Here is a 16,831-nt window from a genome sequence, read left to right on the forward strand (position 1 = left end):
GAGATTTAACGTCTGGCGCAAAACAATGTGGGAGCGAGCTTGCTCGCGAATGCGGTTCACCAGTCACTTACTGCATTGACTGAATGGACGCTTTCGCGAGCAAGCTCGCTCCCACAGGGTTCGGTGGTGGATGGCAGATCTGGCACATCCACTACCGTTTGTTTTAGCCTTTTTCGTCGATCCCGGCTTGCAGGGTCTGGGTGTCCAGATGCCCGCTAAGGGTGACCGGGCCGACTTTCAGGTTGCCGTTTTCCAGGGAAACCTTCGGTGCGTTTTCCTCGGTTTTGTGCGGCAGATCCAGGCCTGCCTTCACGCCATAATCGCGGTTGCTCAGATCAGCACTGCTGACCTTCGAACCACCCAGATCGACCTTCCCTTGCGGCGCCGAAATCTGCGCGCCGGTCAGTTGCGTGGCGCCACCGACCGCGAGATTCACGCTTTGGTTGGCACTGATCCCGGACGCCTGCGCCACGCCGTCCTTATGCGCATACTCGCCCTGCGCTTTCAACGTCGGCTTGTAATCGGTGCCGGCAAGTTTCTCCTTGTCACTCGGCGGGTTTTTCTTCGCGGTCAGGCCCAGATCGACATCGACCTTGGCGTGGTTGCTCGAGTCTTGACGGCTCTCGACGGTCAAATCACCCGCGACCTTGCCGCTGACAGTTTTCGCGTCAATCCGCGCACCCGCCAGCAGTGCATCACCGGCGCTGTTCAACACCACGCTGTCAGCCTTGATCCGGCTGTTCTGCTGGGTGCTGCCTTGCAGGTAATCCACGCCGACTTTGGCCCCGGCGTTGAAGCCGTGATCGCTGCTGGCCTTCTCATCCTCGGCAGTCGGAGTTTTGCTGCTCAGGTTGCCGCCGGCGTTGAGCGCGACATTCCAGTTATTGCGGTGGTCGGTGGACTGCGCCGATTCCTGGACATAGCCACCCTTCTGCGCGTCGATGCTGACGGTCGGTGCGCTGACTTGCGTTCCTTGCAGGTGAATCGAATCACCGCTCAACACGATGCCGTTCTGGCTGTTGATCTGGCCACCGCTGAGGGTTTTCGAATCCTCGTTGACCCGACCGATATTGAAATTACCACTCAGATTGCCGCCCTGATCACGACTCTTCTCGCTGCTGGTTTTGCTGCCGCCGCCCTTCAAGCCGCCGCCGAGATTACTGCCGCTGGCGGTGTGGGTGTCGGTGGCCGCTTGCAGATCGAGCTTGCCGTCAGCGTGCAGATCGATGGCGCCAGCGCTGTCGATTTTCGTGCCTTGCTGCAACTGATTGCCACCGCTGCTCAACTGCACCGGGCCGTTGCCGCTGATGCTCGCAACGTGAGCCTGGGTGTCAGTGCTTTGCTTGCCAGTGTGATCGAGTTGGAAGCCGGCGCCGAGATCGACGTTGGTGCCATCGGTGCCCGGCAAGGTGCCGACCGTCAGGGAGCCATTGCCGCGCAGGCTGCTGTCGTTGCTGCTCTGGCGGTCGTTAGCCTGATTCAGCGCCAGATCACCGCCAGTCTTGATGCTCACACCACCCTGCCCGCCATCGAAACGGCTGCCTTCGAACTGCGCATCGCCGCCGATCTTGATGTTCACACCCTGGCTGCCGGCATAAGCGCCGACGACGGCGGTGGAATTGTCCTTGCTCGACGCACTGCTACCACCCGCGCCGCTGCCAGCGACGTTCACGTCTTCGCCGGTCTTGGTGTAGACGCGCACGTCGACCTTGGCATCCACCGCGTTAGCGCTGCTGTTGTGCGTGTTGCTCGCAGCGTCGGCAAGCAGTTTGTCAGCGCTGATGTTCACTTGGCCGGCGCTGGCGTTGTATTGCGTGCCTTGGTCATGCAGCGTGCCAGTGGTTTTCACATCGACGGTGCCGCCGTCAAAACGGCTGACCACGGCGTTGCTGCTATGCTCGGTTTTGCTGGCGTTGCCGTGACCGACTGCGACGTCGATACCAACGTTCGGCTGACCGAGATTGGCCAGTGCGTCCTTGTCCGGCACCTTGCCGTTGAGCACATCCTTGACCGCGCCGGCGATCGGCCGGGCGATGTCCTTGTACTCGACGTTGGCGCCGATGTCCGCCGACCAGTTGCTCTCGCTATGCGTGCTGCTATCAGTGTTGCTGGCCGCACGGTTGTCGATCTCGTTGGCGGCGACGTTCAGACCGGTGCCGGCCTTGAGTTGTGCACCTTCGGTAGCGAGTTTGTCGGCATTGATGGTCAGGCCACCGCTGCTCTGCACATTGCTGGTTTGCGCGGTGGTTTTGCTGGTGGAATCCTGCGCTGTGCTGTGAGCGAAATCGACGCCACTGCCAGCACGGTCGAGGCCGCCGGTGTAGTAGAAACCACCGCCGGTGCTGGAGGTGTCGGTGGAGGTTTTGTGGCTGTCAGCTTCGGCCAGCAACGACACGTTTTGGCCGCTCAATGTCGTGTCGCCAGCGGTGGATTTCACCTCTGCGCCTTTGAGCGTAACGTCACCGCCCGCCTTCACCTGCACGCTGCCACCACTGAGGCTGGAGCCCTGCTGGGTGACGTCGTTGCGAGTAACCGTTTGCTGTTTGTCCTCGTAATGAATCCCGGCGCGATACTGCTCCGGCGTTTGCTCTTTGGCGTACGCATCGAAGCCACGGGTTTGCGTGGTGTCGCTGCTGTCGTGAGTGTTCCGCGCGGAATGCACATTGACGTCGCCTGCCGCGTCGGCCGTCAGCGCACCGTCAGCCTTGACCGTCGAGCCAGCCAGCTCGATGTCCTTGGCGCTCTTGAGCTTGAGGTTGCTGTCGGACACCAGTTCGCTGCGCACGGTGCTGCTGTCTTTGCTGTTCTGCCGCGACTCGTCCTTGGTAATGCCGAAGAACTTGCTGTCCTTGTCGTGGTTGTTGCTGTGCGAGGTGTCCTGCACACCGTCGATCACCAGCGAACCCTTGTCGCTGATCACGCTGGCGTCGCTGCCGCCACGCACCTGGCTGCCGCTGATGCGCACGTCGTCAGCCTTGACGATCAGTTTGCCGCTGGCGTTGACCTTGCTGCCCTGATGCTGGGTCTTGCCCTTGTCGGCATCGCCGGTCTTGCCGAAGAAACCACCGCCGACCAAATCACCCGAATAGCGATTGTCGCTGCTGCGATTAGTCCGTGTGGCGGTGGCGATTTCCACTTGTTTGCCGCCCAGTTGCAGGTCGCCGGCGCTGCTCAACTCGGCGCCTTCGGAGCGCAACAGCGCGGCGGTTTGCAGGGCGATATTGCCAGCCTTCAACTGGCTGGTGACGCTGCGCTGTTCTTCGCTGCTGCTGTTCCAGTCGGCTTTCCACAGGTGTTTGCGGTGGTTGCCTTGATCGGTCTGCGTATGGCTTTCGGTAGCGGCAGTCAGGCGCAGATCGCCAGCGCTTTGCACGCTCAGATTATTCGCGGCTTCGACTTTCGCGGCTTTCAGTTCGGTGTCTTTGCCGGACGACAACTTGGCGTCGCGGCTGGCAATAATCTGGCTGCCGTGCTGACGCGATTCGCTATCGGTCTGGGTACGGTCGTAGGTTTCCCAGGTGATGCCGATGGTGCTGTTGTTCCAGTTTTCGCGCTTTTCCTGAAGCCTGCGGCTTTCGACCGTGGACAAAGTCAGGTTGCGTTTCGCCTCGACGGTGACGTCGCGAGCGCTGACATCGGCAGCGGCCAACGTCAGATCCTTGCCGCTGTGCAAGCCGACGTCGCCCTGACTACTGCGGATACCGGCGCGGGTCACGTCGAGGCTGTTGGCCACGGCTTCACCGCTGACACTCAAGTCACCGGCCGAGCGAATCTGCACGCCGTCACGCCCGGCGACTTGCACCGCGCCCACCCGCACGCCCGCGCCTTCGGCGGTGCTGACAATATTGATGCGACCGGCCTGCATCGCGCCGAACAGGCTGGCGTCGATGCGTTGATCAGACGTGTTGCCCGCCGGATCCACGGCTTTCACCTGACCGCTGGCGTAATCCACCTGATTGCGTCCCACCGTGAGGTTCAACTGATCACGTGCAGTGATCGCGCCCTGGCTGTCGATACGCGGCGCGATGAGGTTGATCGAGCCCTCACCGTTGCGCAGGCCACCGCCCTGAATCTGCAACTGACCGCTGGCGTCACGTGTGGTCAGACTTTGCAGTTTGCCGTCATTCAGTTCCGGGCGACCGACCACCAGATTAGCGTTCGGCGTGTTGATGAAGCTGCCGCCATTGACCGAGATGCCGTTGGGGTTGGCCAGCACATAATCGGCTGCGCGGCCGAAGATTTCCTGCGCACCGTTGATCGCGGACGGGTTGCGACTGATCACTTCGTTGAGGATCACGCTCGCCGCCTGGCCTTGCAATTGCGGGTTAGCCGCCAGTTGCCCGGCCAGATGCGATTGCCCGGCCTGCAAGGCGTTGTTCAGCACCAGGCCCTGGCGGTCGACGTTGTAGTCGAGGAACTGGTTGTGCGACAGGCCCGAACCGTTGGGCGCGACGATGTTGACGATGGGCACACCGCCCTGGGTCTGCAATTGCGCGGTGCCGCCGGGCCCCGGTGCGACCACGACGCCGCCGGCCATCGCGCTCGGCAGGTGCACGGCGAAGAACAGGCTGGCAATCGCCCAGCGCAATTTGCCCCGAGGGGAAAGATGAAATGCAAAGGTGTGTGCTGGCATAAAAACGTCTCCATGTGAGTACGGCATCACGTCGCGCGTTTAGTCTTTGGCCGTGGCTGACGCGCTCAGATCCGACGGCTGTTTATTCACTGCGTTGTTCAGATTTGCAGGCCCACGCGCATTAGCCAGGTTTCAGGCTCGTGCTGCAGACCGTTCGGGGTGTTGAGGGCGCGCTGGTAATCGACGTCCACTTGCAGGTTCTTCCAGCCCAGATTCAGACCGACACTGGCACCGCTCAGGCGTTGCCCCTGCGCACCGTGATCTGCCTTGATCCAGCCGTGGTCGAGGCCCAGCCGCGGGGTGATCTGCAGCGGCCACTCGCTGCGCAGCGGCAGGCGCAAGGTGTTGCGCCAGATCGCGCCGCTGGCGCCGGAGGCACTGCTGACCCGATAGCCGCGCACCGCCGAGTCGTCGGTGCCGAGCAACTGTTCGATGGCCGGCAACGGGTCCGGGCTGTACTGCAAATTGAGTTGGCTCTGCCATTGCCAGGCCTGCGCGCCGAACTGACCGTTACGCCATTGGCTGAGGCCGGCGCGGTACTTGCGGAACTGCGCCCTGGGCAGGTTGTTGATCTGATGTTGTGAGTCATCGTCGGCGCCAAACCAGCGCAAGCCTTGGGCGTAATTGACGTCAAGGTTCCACACCGCGCGGTCGAGCCAGAACAGATTGAGCCCGGCTTCGGCGACGGTCAGGGTCGGGCTTTGAATGCCGAGGCGAACGTCTTGCAAGTAGCTGTCGACATCCTTGTGCGCCAGTTGCAGGTTGGCGCTGAGCTGACGGCTCTGGTCGCGCCACAACACACGGTCGGCGCGCAGGCTGACCTGATCGGTGATGCCCGTGCTGTGAAAGGTCACGCTCGGCAGTTTGAACGGCGCACGATATTCGGCGTGGCTGGCGAACACGCTGTAGGTCCAGTAGCCGTAAGGGATCGCGTAATACAGGCTGGCGTTGCGGCTGTAGCGGTCACCCTGATTGAGGGTGTCGCTGGCACTGAGACTCAACAAGTCGTTGAGTTGCAGTGGGCTGTCGAGGCTCAGGCTGACGGTGTCGCGATCACGTCCAGTGCTGGCGCTGCCGAGGTTGTCGAACCCCGCGTTCAAGGCCCAGCGCGAGTGCGCAGAGGTGCGCGACCGCAGGATGATCCGCGAGGCACCGGGCTGGCTGCCGGGGGCGATGTCGGCGGTGAGATCGATCGAGCGCAGACGATTCAGTTGATCGAGGCCCTGCTCCAGATCGCGCAGATTCAGCGGCTCGCCGAGCATGTCTGGAAACGCGCCTCCGAGCGACACCGGCAGGCTCTGATCGGCCAGTTCGATGGACTCGATGTAGCCTTCGTCAATGCGGATATCCAGCGACTGCCCCGCTGCCGGTGCGCTGAGCAGATACGGACGACTGGCGATGTACCCCTTGTCGACGTAGCTCGCGGTGATGGTGGCCAGCAGATGATTGATCTGGCCGACGCCCATGCACGGCGCCAACAACGGTTTGATCCGTGCATTGAGCTGGTCGCTGTCGATCAGCGTGACGCCGCCAATGCGCGCACCGCTCAACGGCCAGCAACGTTCATCGGCGGTGACGGTTGGCGGGATGGCCGGGGTGACCGGCGCCGGGCCGAACGCGCCGCGTTCCAGTTGCCGCTTTCTTTGCTCAAGTTGCAGTTGCTGCAGATCGCGCTGCTGCTGTTGCTGCTGGCGCAGCACTTCCTGACCCGGCACGACAGGTTCGGCAGCTTCAATCGAGGAGGCACAGACACTCAACACAAAGGCCGACAACAGCGGGCAGCGCGTGGAACAACGACGAAAAACAGTGCGAAACGGAAACGGCACGCAACTTCCTTGCGATCATAAAATGGCGTAATGCCATGTCATCAATGATCGTGATAGTCGGAGCCATCCCACACAAAAGCAAGACGCTTCCTACAGCGCTTACATTTCTTAAACAATTGCTTTGCCAGACTTTATTGTCAGCAGCAAGGCCACGGCACTGCACGTTATCAGGGTTTCCCCGAGGGCCTGAAACCAGCCGGCGAGCATCAGCCCCGCGCCGATCAGCAGGTAATACATCAAGCCCAGCAACGCCCCGGCGGTGCCCAACCGATCAGCGTAATCGGCGAGGGCCGAACCGAGAATGTTCGGGATCGCCAGGCCGAACGCCAATACCACCAACAGCATCGGCAGGACGAACGCGACACTGTTCTGCAGCGACCACACGCCCACACCACCGAGCAAGGCGATGCCAGCCGCGAGGCGAATCAACTGCAATGCCTTGAACCCGACCGTCAATAAGCGCCGATTCAGCCATGCTCCAAAACCTGAGCCCAGCGCGAGGATCACACCGCTGTAGCCGAACCCGCTGGCTTCCACGCCCAGCCGCTGAAACATGAACGGAGCGAGGCTGTAATAGCTGAACAGCGCCACGTTGAATGAGGCGATCCACAGCGCCGAGCGCCAGATTCCCGGGTCACGCAACATGCGCCCGAGGGTTTCGAACAAACCGACATGGCCGGTTGGCGCTGTCCGGGTTTCCGCCAGGGTGTACCAACTCCACAGCCACAACAGCGTTGCCAACAACAGCAACGCGCCAAGCACACCGCGATAACCGAAGGCCTGAACCAGACTGGCCCCCGTGAACAAGCCAAGCGCCGGACTGGCCGCCAACGCGATGCCCACCAACGAAAACACCTGCGCCAGTTCGGCGCCTTTGAAGCGGTCGCGCAACACGGTCTGCGTGACCACCGAACCCACCGCCGCACCTAAGGCCGCCAACATCTGCGTCAGTAACAAGCCGTTGAAACTACCGACCCGCAGGCCTGAAAGCGTGGCAATCGCATAGATGGCCAGGCCCGCGAGCATCGCCGGGCGCCGACCGATGCGATCGCACAAACGCCCCCACACCACCACCCCGACGGCAAACGCGAGGAAATACACCGACAACGTCTGCGCGGCGGCTTGCGGGCCAACGTTAAACACCCGCCCGATATCACCGAGCGCCGGGCTGTACAGGGTTTGCGCGATCTGCGGAAACATCAGCAGCGCAATCGCCAGCCACAAGAAATGTCTGTTGTGCATCCTTCATCACTCCTCTCATAAACCGCCGAGGAGTTTAAGAATCGCTGACTGGCGTATTATCCAGATCCTGCCAATTTATCGCTGAAACCGGACAACCCATGGCTTGGCTCGACGCCCACGCAACGTTTGATGCAGATCGCTATAACGCACCAGTGATCGGTATCGCCTCGACCTTGGGCGATCACGATTCCGGTCTGCACCGCCATCAACGCGGACAACTGCTGTACACGCGCCAAGGCTGCACGCGAATTACCCTGGCGCAGCAACTTTGCCTGCTGCCGCCGTCGCGGGCGGCGTGGATTCCACCGGGTGTCAGTCATCGCGCGGTGATGCAACAGAGCGTCGACTACCGCTCCATCTACTTGATCCCCGAGCTGTGCGCTGCACTGCCGCAGCAGGTCTGCGTGATTGAAGTCAGCCCGTTGTTGCGTGCGGTGCTGGAACCGATGGCGCTGGCGGATTTCGCCAGCGATTGGCAGCAGGGCAAACTCTCCCACCTGCTCGGCCTGTGTCTGAGCGAAATCGCTGAAGCGGCGCAGCAACCGATGCTGCTGCCGTTACCTCAGGACAAGCGGATGGCACCACTGTTGAAAACGCCTGAACGTCTGCCTCCGGAGTTGCAAGTGCTGGAGCAGCAGGTCGGCGCCAGCAGCCGCACCATCGGGCGAATCTTCCAGCGCGAAACCGGCATGAGTTATCAGCAATGGCGCCAGCAGTGGCGCTTGATGCGCGCAATGGAATTGCTCGCCACCGGGCGCAGCCTGAGTTACTGCGCGTTCGAATCGGGTTTTGCCAGCGACAGCGCTTTCATCGCCTTCTTCAAAACCATGACCGGCAGCACACCGGGCCACTGGCTCAAGTGAACAACTGACGATTGGTGCCAGAAATAATTTGCCACTAAATATTACCTGCGTCATATTACAGGCGTAATAACGATCCGCTTACGCAGGTAACCCGCCATGACCAGCATGCCCACCCTCGAACCTGTTGCGGTAAAGACCAAGCCATCCCTGCTTAAACGCGTTTTGCTTCCGGGCGCAGGATTGCTCGCGCTGATCTTCGCCGGTGTGTACGCCGTGCATTGGTGGGGTGCCGGGCGTTTTCTTGAAGAAACCGACGATGCCTATATTGGGGGCGACGTCACGGTGATCGGGCCGAAAGTCGCCGGTTACATCGACGAAGTGCTGGTCACCGACAACCAGCACGTGAAGGCCGGCGATGTGCTGATCCGCCTCGACGCCCGCGACTATCGCGCCAACCTCGCCAAGGCCGAAGGCGCCGTCGCCGCCGAAGAAGCCCTGCTGGCCAACCTCGACGCCACCGAACAACTGCAACAAGCGGTGATCGGTCAGGCCCGCGCCGGCATCGACGCCGCTGGCGCAGAAACCGCACGCTCGCGGGATGACAACGCGCGCTACAAACGCCTGGTGACGACCAATGCGGTGTCGGTGGAAAGCGCACAACGCGCCGACGCGACCTTCAAAACAGCGCAAGCCCTCAGTGCCCGCGCCCAGGCCGAACTGCTCGCCGCGCAACGCCAACTGGCGGTGATCGACACGCAAAAACAACAGGCCCGCGCCGCCCTTCAACAAGCGCGCGCCGAACGTGATCTGGCGCAACTGAACCTCGGCTACACCGAACTGCGCGCGCCGGTCGATGGGGTGATCGGCAATCGCCGCGCGCGGGTTGGCGCCTACGCTCAGGCCGGTTCACAACAGTTGTCCGTGGTGCCGGCCAGCGGCTTGTGGGTCGATGCCAACTTCAAGGAAGACCAATTGGCGCGGATGAAACCCGGGCAGCGCGTAAGCATCCGTGCCGACGTGCTCTCCGGCCAGGAATTCCACGGTCGTCTCGACAGCCTCGCCCCCGCGACCGGCTCGCAGTTCAGCGTGCTGCCGCCGGAAAACGCCACCGGCAACTTCACCAAAATCGTCCAGCGCGTGCCGGTGCGGATCCTCCTCGACCCGGCTGACGGCGTGCTCGGTCACTTGCGTCCGGGCCTCTCGGTGACGGCAGAAGTCGACACCCGCGCACAACCGGAAACCCGCGCCGTGGCTGTCGCGCCATGAGCACTACCCTCGCCGCCCCGGCACAGCCATTCAACGCGGCGGACATGGCGACCGCGACCAAGGTGTTCGCCTTCGCGACCATGTGCATCGGCATGTTCATTGCGCTGCTGGATATCCAGATCGTCTCGGCGTCGCTGCGCGATATCGGCGGTGGGCTGTCCGCCGGTACCGATGAAACCGCGTGGGTGCAGACCAGTTACCTGATCGCCGAAATCATCGTGATTCCGCTGTCGGGCTGGTTGTCGCGAGTGTTCTCCACGCGCTGGTTGTTCTGCGCTTCGGCGGTCGGTTTCACCCTCGCCAGCCTGCTCTGCGGCGTCGCCTGGAACATCCAGAGCATGATTGCTTTTCGGGCGCTGCAAGGTTTTCTCGGCGGCTCGATGATTCCGCTGGTGTTCACCACGGCGTTCTTTTTCTTCACCGGCAAACAGCGGGTGATCGCTGCCGCGACCATCGGCGCGGTCGCGTCATTGGCGCCGACACTGGGGCCGGTGATCGGCGGCTGGATCACCGACATTTCCTCGTGGCACTGGTTGTTCTACATCAACCTGGTGCCGGGGATTTTCGTCGCTGTAGCGGTACCGATGCTGGTGAAAATCGACCAGCCGGAATTGTCCCTGCTCAAGGGCGCGGACTACCTGAGCATGGTGTTCCTCGCGCTGTTTCTCGGCTGCCTGGAATACACCCTCGAAGAAGGCCCGCGCTGGAACTGGTTCAGCGACCAGACCATTCTGACCACGGCCTGGATCAGCGGCCTCGTGGGATTGGCCTTCATCGGCCGGACCTTGCACGTGGCCAATCCGATCGTTGATCTGCGCGCCTTGAAGGATCGCAATTTCGCCCTCGGCTGCTTCTTTTCGTTTGTCACCGGCATCGGCCTGTTCGCGACGATTTACCTGACGCCGCTGTTCCTCGGCCGGGTACGCGGCTACAGCGCGCTGGACATTGGTCTGGCGGTTTTCTCCACTGGCGTGTTCCAGATCATGGCGATTCCGCTGTATGCCTTTTTGGCCAATCGCATGGACCTGCGCTGGATCATGATGATCGGTCTGGGTTTGTTCGCGGTGTCGATGTGGGAGTTCAGCCCGATCACCCACGACTGGGGTGCGGGGCAATTGATGCTGCCGCAAGCGTTGCGCGGGATTGCCCAGCAACTGGCGGTGCCGCCAGCGGTGACGTTGACTTTGGGTGGGTTGGCGCCCGCACGTTTGAAGCATGCTTCGGGTCTGTTCAACCTGATGCGCAATCTGGGCGGGGCGATTGGTATTGCGGCGTGCGCGACCATTCTCAACGACCGCACCAACCTGCACTTCACGCGGTTGGCCGAACACTTGAACAGCAGCAATGAAGCGATGAATCAGTGGCTGTCACAGGTCGGCGGCAACCTTGCAGCGCTGGGCCAGAGCGGCGACGTCGGTGTCACCGCCAGCCTGCGCCAGTTGTGGCTGCTGACCTACCGCGAGGCGCAGACGCAAACCTACGGCGACACCTTTCTGATGATCGGGGCGTGCTTCGTTATCGCCACGGCGATGGTGCCCTTGATGCGCAAGGTGCAACCACCGGCGGCGCCGAGTGCGGATGGGCATTGATCACTATTTTCTGGCCATGCCCAGTTCCCTTGTGGGAGCGAGCCTGCTCGCGAAGGCGTCGTGTCAGTCACCATGGTTGTTATCTGACACTCCGCTTTCGCGAGCAGGCTCGCTCCCACAGGGGTTATGCGTTGAGGCTTAAGCTTGTGGGGTTTTGCGGAAACCTACGGCCAAACGGTTCCAGCTATTGATGGTGCTGATCGCCACGGTCAAATCGACCATTTCTTTCGGCGTGAATTGCGCCGCAACCACGTCGTAATCTTCGTCCGGTGCGTGGGTCAGGCTCAGTTGGGTCAGCGATTCGGTCCACAGCAACGCGGCGCGTTCGCGGTCGCTGAAGAACGGCGCTTCCCGCCAGGCGGTGACCGCGAACAAACGGCGCGGGGTTTCGCCACCCTTGATCGCATCGGTGGTGTGCATGTCGATGCAGAACGCGCAGCCGTTGATTTGCGAAGCGCGCAGTTTGACCAGTTCGATCAGGGTCTTTTCCAGCGGCAGTTTGGACACCGCCGTTTCCAAAGCCATCATCGCTTTCAAGGCGTCTGGGGAAGCGGTGTAGAAATCGGCACGAGGTTGCATGGTAGCTCCGGGTAGCAAGTGAATGTGTGGTTACGTTAGCCCTCACACCCGGTTCGGCAAATAGCCAATATTGCCGAAGATCAGGAGGCCACTCGGTTTCGCTGCTGACCGCTCGTCAGCCGCCCGGCACCAAGGGTTCTGCGCGTCAGACCAATATCAGGTACAGACCCCTTGTGGAGACGGATCATGATCACGCGCAAACTCACTTCGTTATTACTCGCCGGGCTGCTGGCCACGGCATCGACCGCGAGCTTCGCCGTCAACGACGGCGCTGACGCTACCGGCACCAAATCCGGCGGACCGACCAGCACCACCACGCCGCCAGATAACACGCCGGGGGCGCCTTCCGGTGGCAGCGGGTCTTCGGGGATGGGTTCCGGGACTGGCACCAATGGTGGCGCGAGCGGCTCGGGCTCGGGGGCTGGCGGCGGCACAGGTTCGGCAGGTGGCGGGACTGGCGGTGCGGGCGGTGGCACGGGAGGCTGAACGAACAAGAGCCATCCGTGGTGAAAACCCTTGATTGTTTGGGTATTCACATAACCTTGGCCTGATGAAAATCCCTGTGGGAGCGAGCTTGCTCGCGAAGGCGGTGGATCAGCCAACATTTTCATCGCCTGACACTGCGCTTTCGCGAGCAAGCTCGCTCCCACAGGGTTTGTGTCAGCGTATGGATCAGCGATCGGAGCGCATCAATTCGGCCAGGCCGCTGTCCAGCGACAACACTGCCGCACGATTACGCCCGGCATTTTTCGCCTGATACAGCGCCGCATCGGCGCGCTGGATAAAGACTTCCAGGCTGTCATTGCCGCTCGGGATAAATGAATAGCAGCCCAGACTCACCGTCAGATACCCGGTCGGCGAGCCGCTATGGGTGATGTGCTTGTCGATCACGCTGCGTCGAATCTGCCCGGCAATTGCCAACGCGCCGTTGATGTCGGTGTCCGGCAACAGCACCGCAAACTCCTCGCCACCGTAACGTACTGCCAGATCGGATTTGCGCTGACAGCACGCCCGCAGCACCTGAGCAACCTGGGTCAGACAGTGATCCCCGGCGACGTGGCCATAGGCGTCGTTGTAGCGTTTGAAGAAATCGATATCGAGCATGATCAGGCTGACCGGACTGACCTGCCGCGCGCCCCGGGCAAATTCGATCTCCAGCGAACGCTCGAACAAACGTCGATTGGCCAATCCGGTCAGGCTGTCGTGGGTCGCAATCTGCTCCAGTGCGCGCTGGGCCTTGCGCAGGTTTTTCTCGATCCGTTCGCCGTCGCGCACCTGATGAATGAACACCCAGCCAAACAGGCCGACGCCGAGAATCACCAGCGCGACAATCACACTCGACTGGAACGCACGCTCGTACCAGCCCTTGAGAATCGTGTCGCGCGAGGTCGCAGACGACACCACCAACGGATACGCCGACAAGCGTCGATAACCGTACAAACGCACAACACCATCGACCACCGAATTGATCATCGCCGTGCCGGCCGCCGCCTCGGGCAGCAACGTGCGATAAATCCGTCCTTGCGCCAGCGACGTGCCGATCAGGCTCTCATCAAACGGACGGCGGGCAAGCAAAGTGCCGTCGCTCAAGCCAAGAAACATGATGCCTTGGTCATCGAGGCTGAAGCTTTCGAAGAAGCGGTCGAAGTACGACATCTTGATCCCGGCCAGCAACACACCCTGAAAATTGCCGGCGTGATCATTGACGCGTTTGGAAATCGGGATGATCCACTCGCCGTTCTCGCGGCTGCGAATCGCCGGGCCGATGTGCGCCAGCGTCGAAGCGTTCTGTTGGTGGAATTTGAAATACTCGCGGTCCGCCACGCCATTACCACGGGGCAGATCAGTAAATGAGGTAATCACCCACTGCCCATCACGATCGAACAGGAACATGCCGTGCAACTGATCGAGTTGCTGCACGCGCCGGGCGAAGGTTCTCTGCAGACGCGGCTTCTGCGCGGCGCCGTAACCGTCCTCCTGAATCCAGTCGACCAGGCTGGTCATCACCAGATCGGCAGCCAGAAACGTGTCTTCGGCCTGCTGGGCCATCGCCCGGGTCAGGTTGCTCGACGCGACTTTTGCCACCGCCAGATCCTGGCGTCGCGACTGCTCCAGTTGCAGGTACAGCAAACCGGACAGGCACAACCCCACCGCAACGATAAACAGCACAGCCGCTTTGCGTAGCGGCAGGCGTTTAAGGGTGCCTCCGGGGGCCTGATGTGGGTCGTGAATGGGGATAGGCAAAAGCAAGTCCTGGGCAGGTACGACAAGGGCGCCAGCAGGGAAACCCTTATGTTTGTGAGCGTAGCCCACCGGAATCTACGGGGCAAACGCCCCGCTCCCGCCCAGGTATATCGGCGCGCAGCGAATTTGGATGATCGCTGTTCGCAGATTTATTTTCGATGCCTCTTTAGGGTTAGTCAGTTGAGAAGGGCCAGACGCCGCATCGCACTGTGCAGATGCGCCCGAGCACTTTGCGCATCGCCCTCACGCATCTGCTCATAAGCCCGCTGCGCAATGGCGTGGGGCACCGGTTTCAGCTCCCGTTGCGTGGCCATCGCCAGCAGCTGCACCTGCGCGGCGCGCTCCAGGTAATAGAGGTCGTCCCAGGCTTCGGCGATGGTCGGCGCGGCAACGATCACACCGTGGTTTTTCAGGAACAGAATGTCAGCATCGCCCATGACACTGGCGATGCGGTCGCCTTCTGACGCGTCCAGCGCCAGACCGTTGTAATCCTCGTCTACCGCCGTGCGCCCATAGAACTTCAGCGCGGTCTGCCCCAGCCACAACAGTGGCGGCCCTTGTAGCAAGCACAACGCCGTGGCGTGAGGCATGTGGGTGTGGAACGCGACTTTCACTCGCGGCAGTTGTTTATGCAGACGCGCGTGAATGTAAAACGCCGTGGCTTCCGGCTGGCCTTCGCCCTCCACCACGTTGCCCTCGAAGTCGCAGACCAGCAGATTCTGCGCGGTCACTTCGGCGAAGGCATAGCCGTAGGGATTGACCAGAAACAGATCGTCATGCCCCGGCACCATCGCCGAAAAGTGGTTGCAGATGCCCTCCTCCAACCCATGCAGCGCGGCCAGTTGAAAGCATGCCGCCAGCTCGCTGCGCGCGGTGATGATCGCTTCTGTGTCGAGGTTCAGCGCTGTCGGGCGTGAGGCCCGCGCACTGGCAGTCAGGGTGTGAGCCATGACGATTCTCCGTTACCAACCGAGGGATTTGAACAGCGGCAACACTTGATCGAGGCGGTTGAGGATGGCGTCGGGGCGATAGTCCGGCAGCAATTGGCGACCGGTGCCGCGATCGATCCATACACAACGAAAACCCATGTCCCGCGCCGCCGTGTGGTCGAGCATGGGGCTGGCGCAGATGTGCACCACCTCTGCGCGACTGACGCCCAACTGTTCATGAGCGTAGTCGAACAGCCGTGGCGCCGGTTTGTAGGCACCGGCCTGTTGCGCGGTGATCACCCGGTCGATGTAGCCGCCGAGTTGCGCGACGTTGCCGGCAATGATGTCGTCGTCGGTGTTGGAGACGATGCACAGTTTGAAACCCATGGTTTTCAATTCACGCAGGGTCTCGATCACCTCGGCAAACGGCGGCATTTTCGGGATCGCGGCGGCCAGACGCTGGCTGTCTTCGGGCAGGCTCGGCAGGCCCGATTCTTCCAGGGCCATTTGCAGGCCAAGGGTGCTGAGTTCACGGAACGAACGGTGCGGCGAGGTTTGTTCGAGGCGGTGTTCATGACGGTCATAGACGTCAATCAGATGAGCGACATCGACCTGATGCTCGCCCTTCTCGCTGAGAATTTCGCCGACTACAGCTTTGAGGCCTTCGTCCCATTGGATCAAAGTGCCGTAGCAATCGAAGGTCAGCCACTGCGGGCGCGGTGAGTGGATGAGTGTCATTGGTCGAATCCTCCGTAGTGAGGGCTTCAGCTTATGAGCGCTCGGTGATAGTGTGAAATTAAATAAATAGCCAATCGTCAGTTGAATAACCACTATCGAGAGCGCCGCCATGCTGGACCTGGAATTGCTGAAAACCTTTGTCTGCGTGGTCGACGAAGGCAGCTTCACCCGCGCCGCCGAGCGCGTGCACCGCACCCAATCGACGGTCAGTCAGCAGGTGCGCAAACTCGAAGAGCTGGTCGGCCACGCCCTGCTGCTGCGCGACCGTACCGGGCTGAATGTCGCCGTCACCGAGCACGGCGAACTGCTGATCCACTATGCCCGCCGTTTGCTGGCGCTGTCCGCCGAAGCCACTGAAGCCTTGGCCAGCGACCTCGACCTGGAAATCCTGCGTATCGGCATGCCGGAAGACTTCGACGCCCGGCGCATGGCGCTGATCCTCGCCGGCTTCACCCGCAGCCATCCGCAAGCACGGCTGGAAACCCTCAGCGGCATGAGCCTCGATCTGCGCCAGCGCCTCGATGCCGGCGACATCGACATCGCCCTGATCAAACGCGAACCCGACAGCGGCCCGGCGTGGGCGACCTGGCCGGAGCGGTTGGTGTGGGTCAAAGGTGCGGAGTTTGATTCGTCCGCTGGCGTGCTGCCGTTGGCGTTGTTCCCGCAGGGTTGTCTTTATCGGCAGCGCGCCATTCGGTTGCTCGATGTTGCTCAGCGCCCGTGGCGGGTGGCGTTCGGCAGTCACAGCCTGACCGGGATTCAAGCGGCGGTGGCTTCGGGGTTGGGGGTGTCGGTGCTGCCCGTGTCGGCGGTGTTGCCTGAGCATCAGGTGTGTACGGATTTGCCGGAGCTGGCGCCGACGGAGTTGGCGCTGGTCAGTCGTGATGGGGTTTTGAGTGGGTTGCAGCGCGGTCTGGTGGAGTTTTTGCGTGGGGAGTTGGGGGTGGATGCGGGGGGATTCGCCTGAAACTCCCCCGCTTCT

General features: G+C 61.7%; 12 protein-coding genes. 5 read left to right on the forward strand and 7 right to left on the reverse strand.

Annotation, left to right across the window (positions count from 1 at the left end):
- Positions 1–163: 163 nt before the first annotated feature.
- The 3 genes from HU754_RS20205 to HU754_RS20215 all read right to left on the reverse strand — a co-directional run bounded on the left by HU754_RS20205 (position 164) and on the right by HU754_RS20215 (position 7,701).
- Positions 164–4,633 (reverse strand): hemagglutinin repeat-containing protein, encoded by a 4,470-nt coding sequence (locus HU754_RS20205; protein WP_186624085.1) that lies wholly within the window; start codon positions 4,631–4,633, stop codon positions 164–166.
- 98 nt (positions 4,634–4,731) lie between these two features.
- Positions 4,732–6,459: a ShlB/FhaC/HecB family hemolysin secretion/activation protein gene (locus tag HU754_RS20210; protein WP_186624083.1), complete on the reverse strand. Its 1,728-nt coding sequence runs from the start codon at positions 6,457–6,459 to the stop codon at positions 4,732–4,734.
- A gap of 108 nt (positions 6,460–6,567) precedes the next feature.
- Entirely contained in the window at positions 6,568–7,701 is a 1,134-nt protein-coding gene (locus tag HU754_RS20215) for an MFS transporter (RefSeq protein WP_186624081.1), read from the reverse strand.
- 98 nt (positions 7,702–7,799) lie between these two features.
- Here HU754_RS20215 and HU754_RS20220 point away from each other — a divergent pair, with 98 nt between their 5' ends.
- From HU754_RS20220 to HU754_RS20230, 3 genes are all read left to right on the forward strand, one after another.
- The gene (locus tag HU754_RS20220) at positions 7,800–8,564 is read left to right on the forward strand and encodes an AraC family transcriptional regulator (protein ID WP_186624079.1); all 765 of its coding nucleotides are present in this window, start codon (positions 7,800–7,802) and stop codon (positions 8,562–8,564) included.
- 96 nt (positions 8,565–8,660) lie between these two features.
- On the forward strand, positions 8,661–9,770 hold the full coding sequence (locus HU754_RS20225) for an HlyD family secretion protein (RefSeq protein ID WP_186624078.1): 1,110 nt from the start codon (positions 8,661–8,663) through the stop codon (positions 9,768–9,770).
- Positions 9,767–11,359, forward strand: coding sequence for a DHA2 family efflux MFS transporter permease subunit (locus HU754_RS20230; RefSeq protein ID WP_186624077.1), 1,593 nt, complete (start codon positions 9,767–9,769; stop codon positions 11,357–11,359). Before HU754_RS20225 ends, HU754_RS20230 begins: the two co-directional genes overlap by 4 nt.
- A 138-nt stretch (positions 11,360–11,497) precedes the next feature.
- On the opposite strand, the gene HU754_RS20235 is transcribed toward HU754_RS20230, so the two are convergent.
- Positions 11,498–11,938, reverse strand: a complete 441-nt coding sequence (locus HU754_RS20235) for a carboxymuconolactone decarboxylase family protein (protein ID WP_093433813.1) — start codon at positions 11,936–11,938, stop codon at positions 11,498–11,500.
- A gap of 186 nt (positions 11,939–12,124) precedes the next feature.
- On the opposite strand from HU754_RS20235, the gene HU754_RS20240 reads away from it, so the two are divergent.
- Positions 12,125–12,424: a hypothetical protein gene (locus tag HU754_RS20240; protein WP_093433811.1), complete on the forward strand. Its 300-nt coding sequence runs from the start codon at positions 12,125–12,127 to the stop codon at positions 12,422–12,424.
- Positions 12,425–12,610: 186 nt separating this feature from the next.
- Here the strand turns inward: HU754_RS20240 and HU754_RS20245 are convergent, their stop codons facing one another.
- The 3 genes from HU754_RS20245 to HU754_RS20255 form a co-directional block, all read right to left on the reverse strand.
- The gene (locus tag HU754_RS20245) at positions 12,611–14,182 is read right to left on the reverse strand and encodes a sensor domain-containing diguanylate cyclase (protein WP_093433809.1); all 1,572 of its coding nucleotides are present in this window, start codon (positions 14,180–14,182) and stop codon (positions 12,611–12,613) included.
- Positions 14,183–14,358: 176 nt separating this feature from the next.
- A complete protein-coding gene (locus tag HU754_RS20250; protein ID WP_186624076.1) occupies positions 14,359–15,132 on the reverse strand; it encodes an aldolase in 774 nt (257 codons plus the stop codon).
- Between the two features lie 12 nt (positions 15,133–15,144).
- Positions 15,145–15,849: a haloacid dehalogenase type II gene (locus HU754_RS20255; RefSeq protein WP_186624075.1), complete on the reverse strand. Its 705-nt coding sequence runs from the start codon at positions 15,847–15,849 to the stop codon at positions 15,145–15,147.
- 109 nt (positions 15,850–15,958) lie between these two features.
- On the opposite strand from HU754_RS20255, the gene HU754_RS20260 reads away from it, so the two are divergent.
- Positions 15,959–16,816: a LysR substrate-binding domain-containing protein gene (locus HU754_RS20260; RefSeq protein ID WP_186624068.1), complete on the forward strand. Its 858-nt coding sequence runs from the start codon at positions 15,959–15,961 to the stop codon at positions 16,814–16,816.
- The last annotated feature ends 15 nt before the right edge of the window (positions 16,817–16,831 follow it).

Source organism: Pseudomonas zeae (genome assembly GCF_014268485.2).
In the GTDB taxonomy this organism is placed as follows: Bacteria; Pseudomonadota; Gammaproteobacteria; order Pseudomonadales; family Pseudomonadaceae; genus Aquipseudomonas; species Aquipseudomonas neuropathica.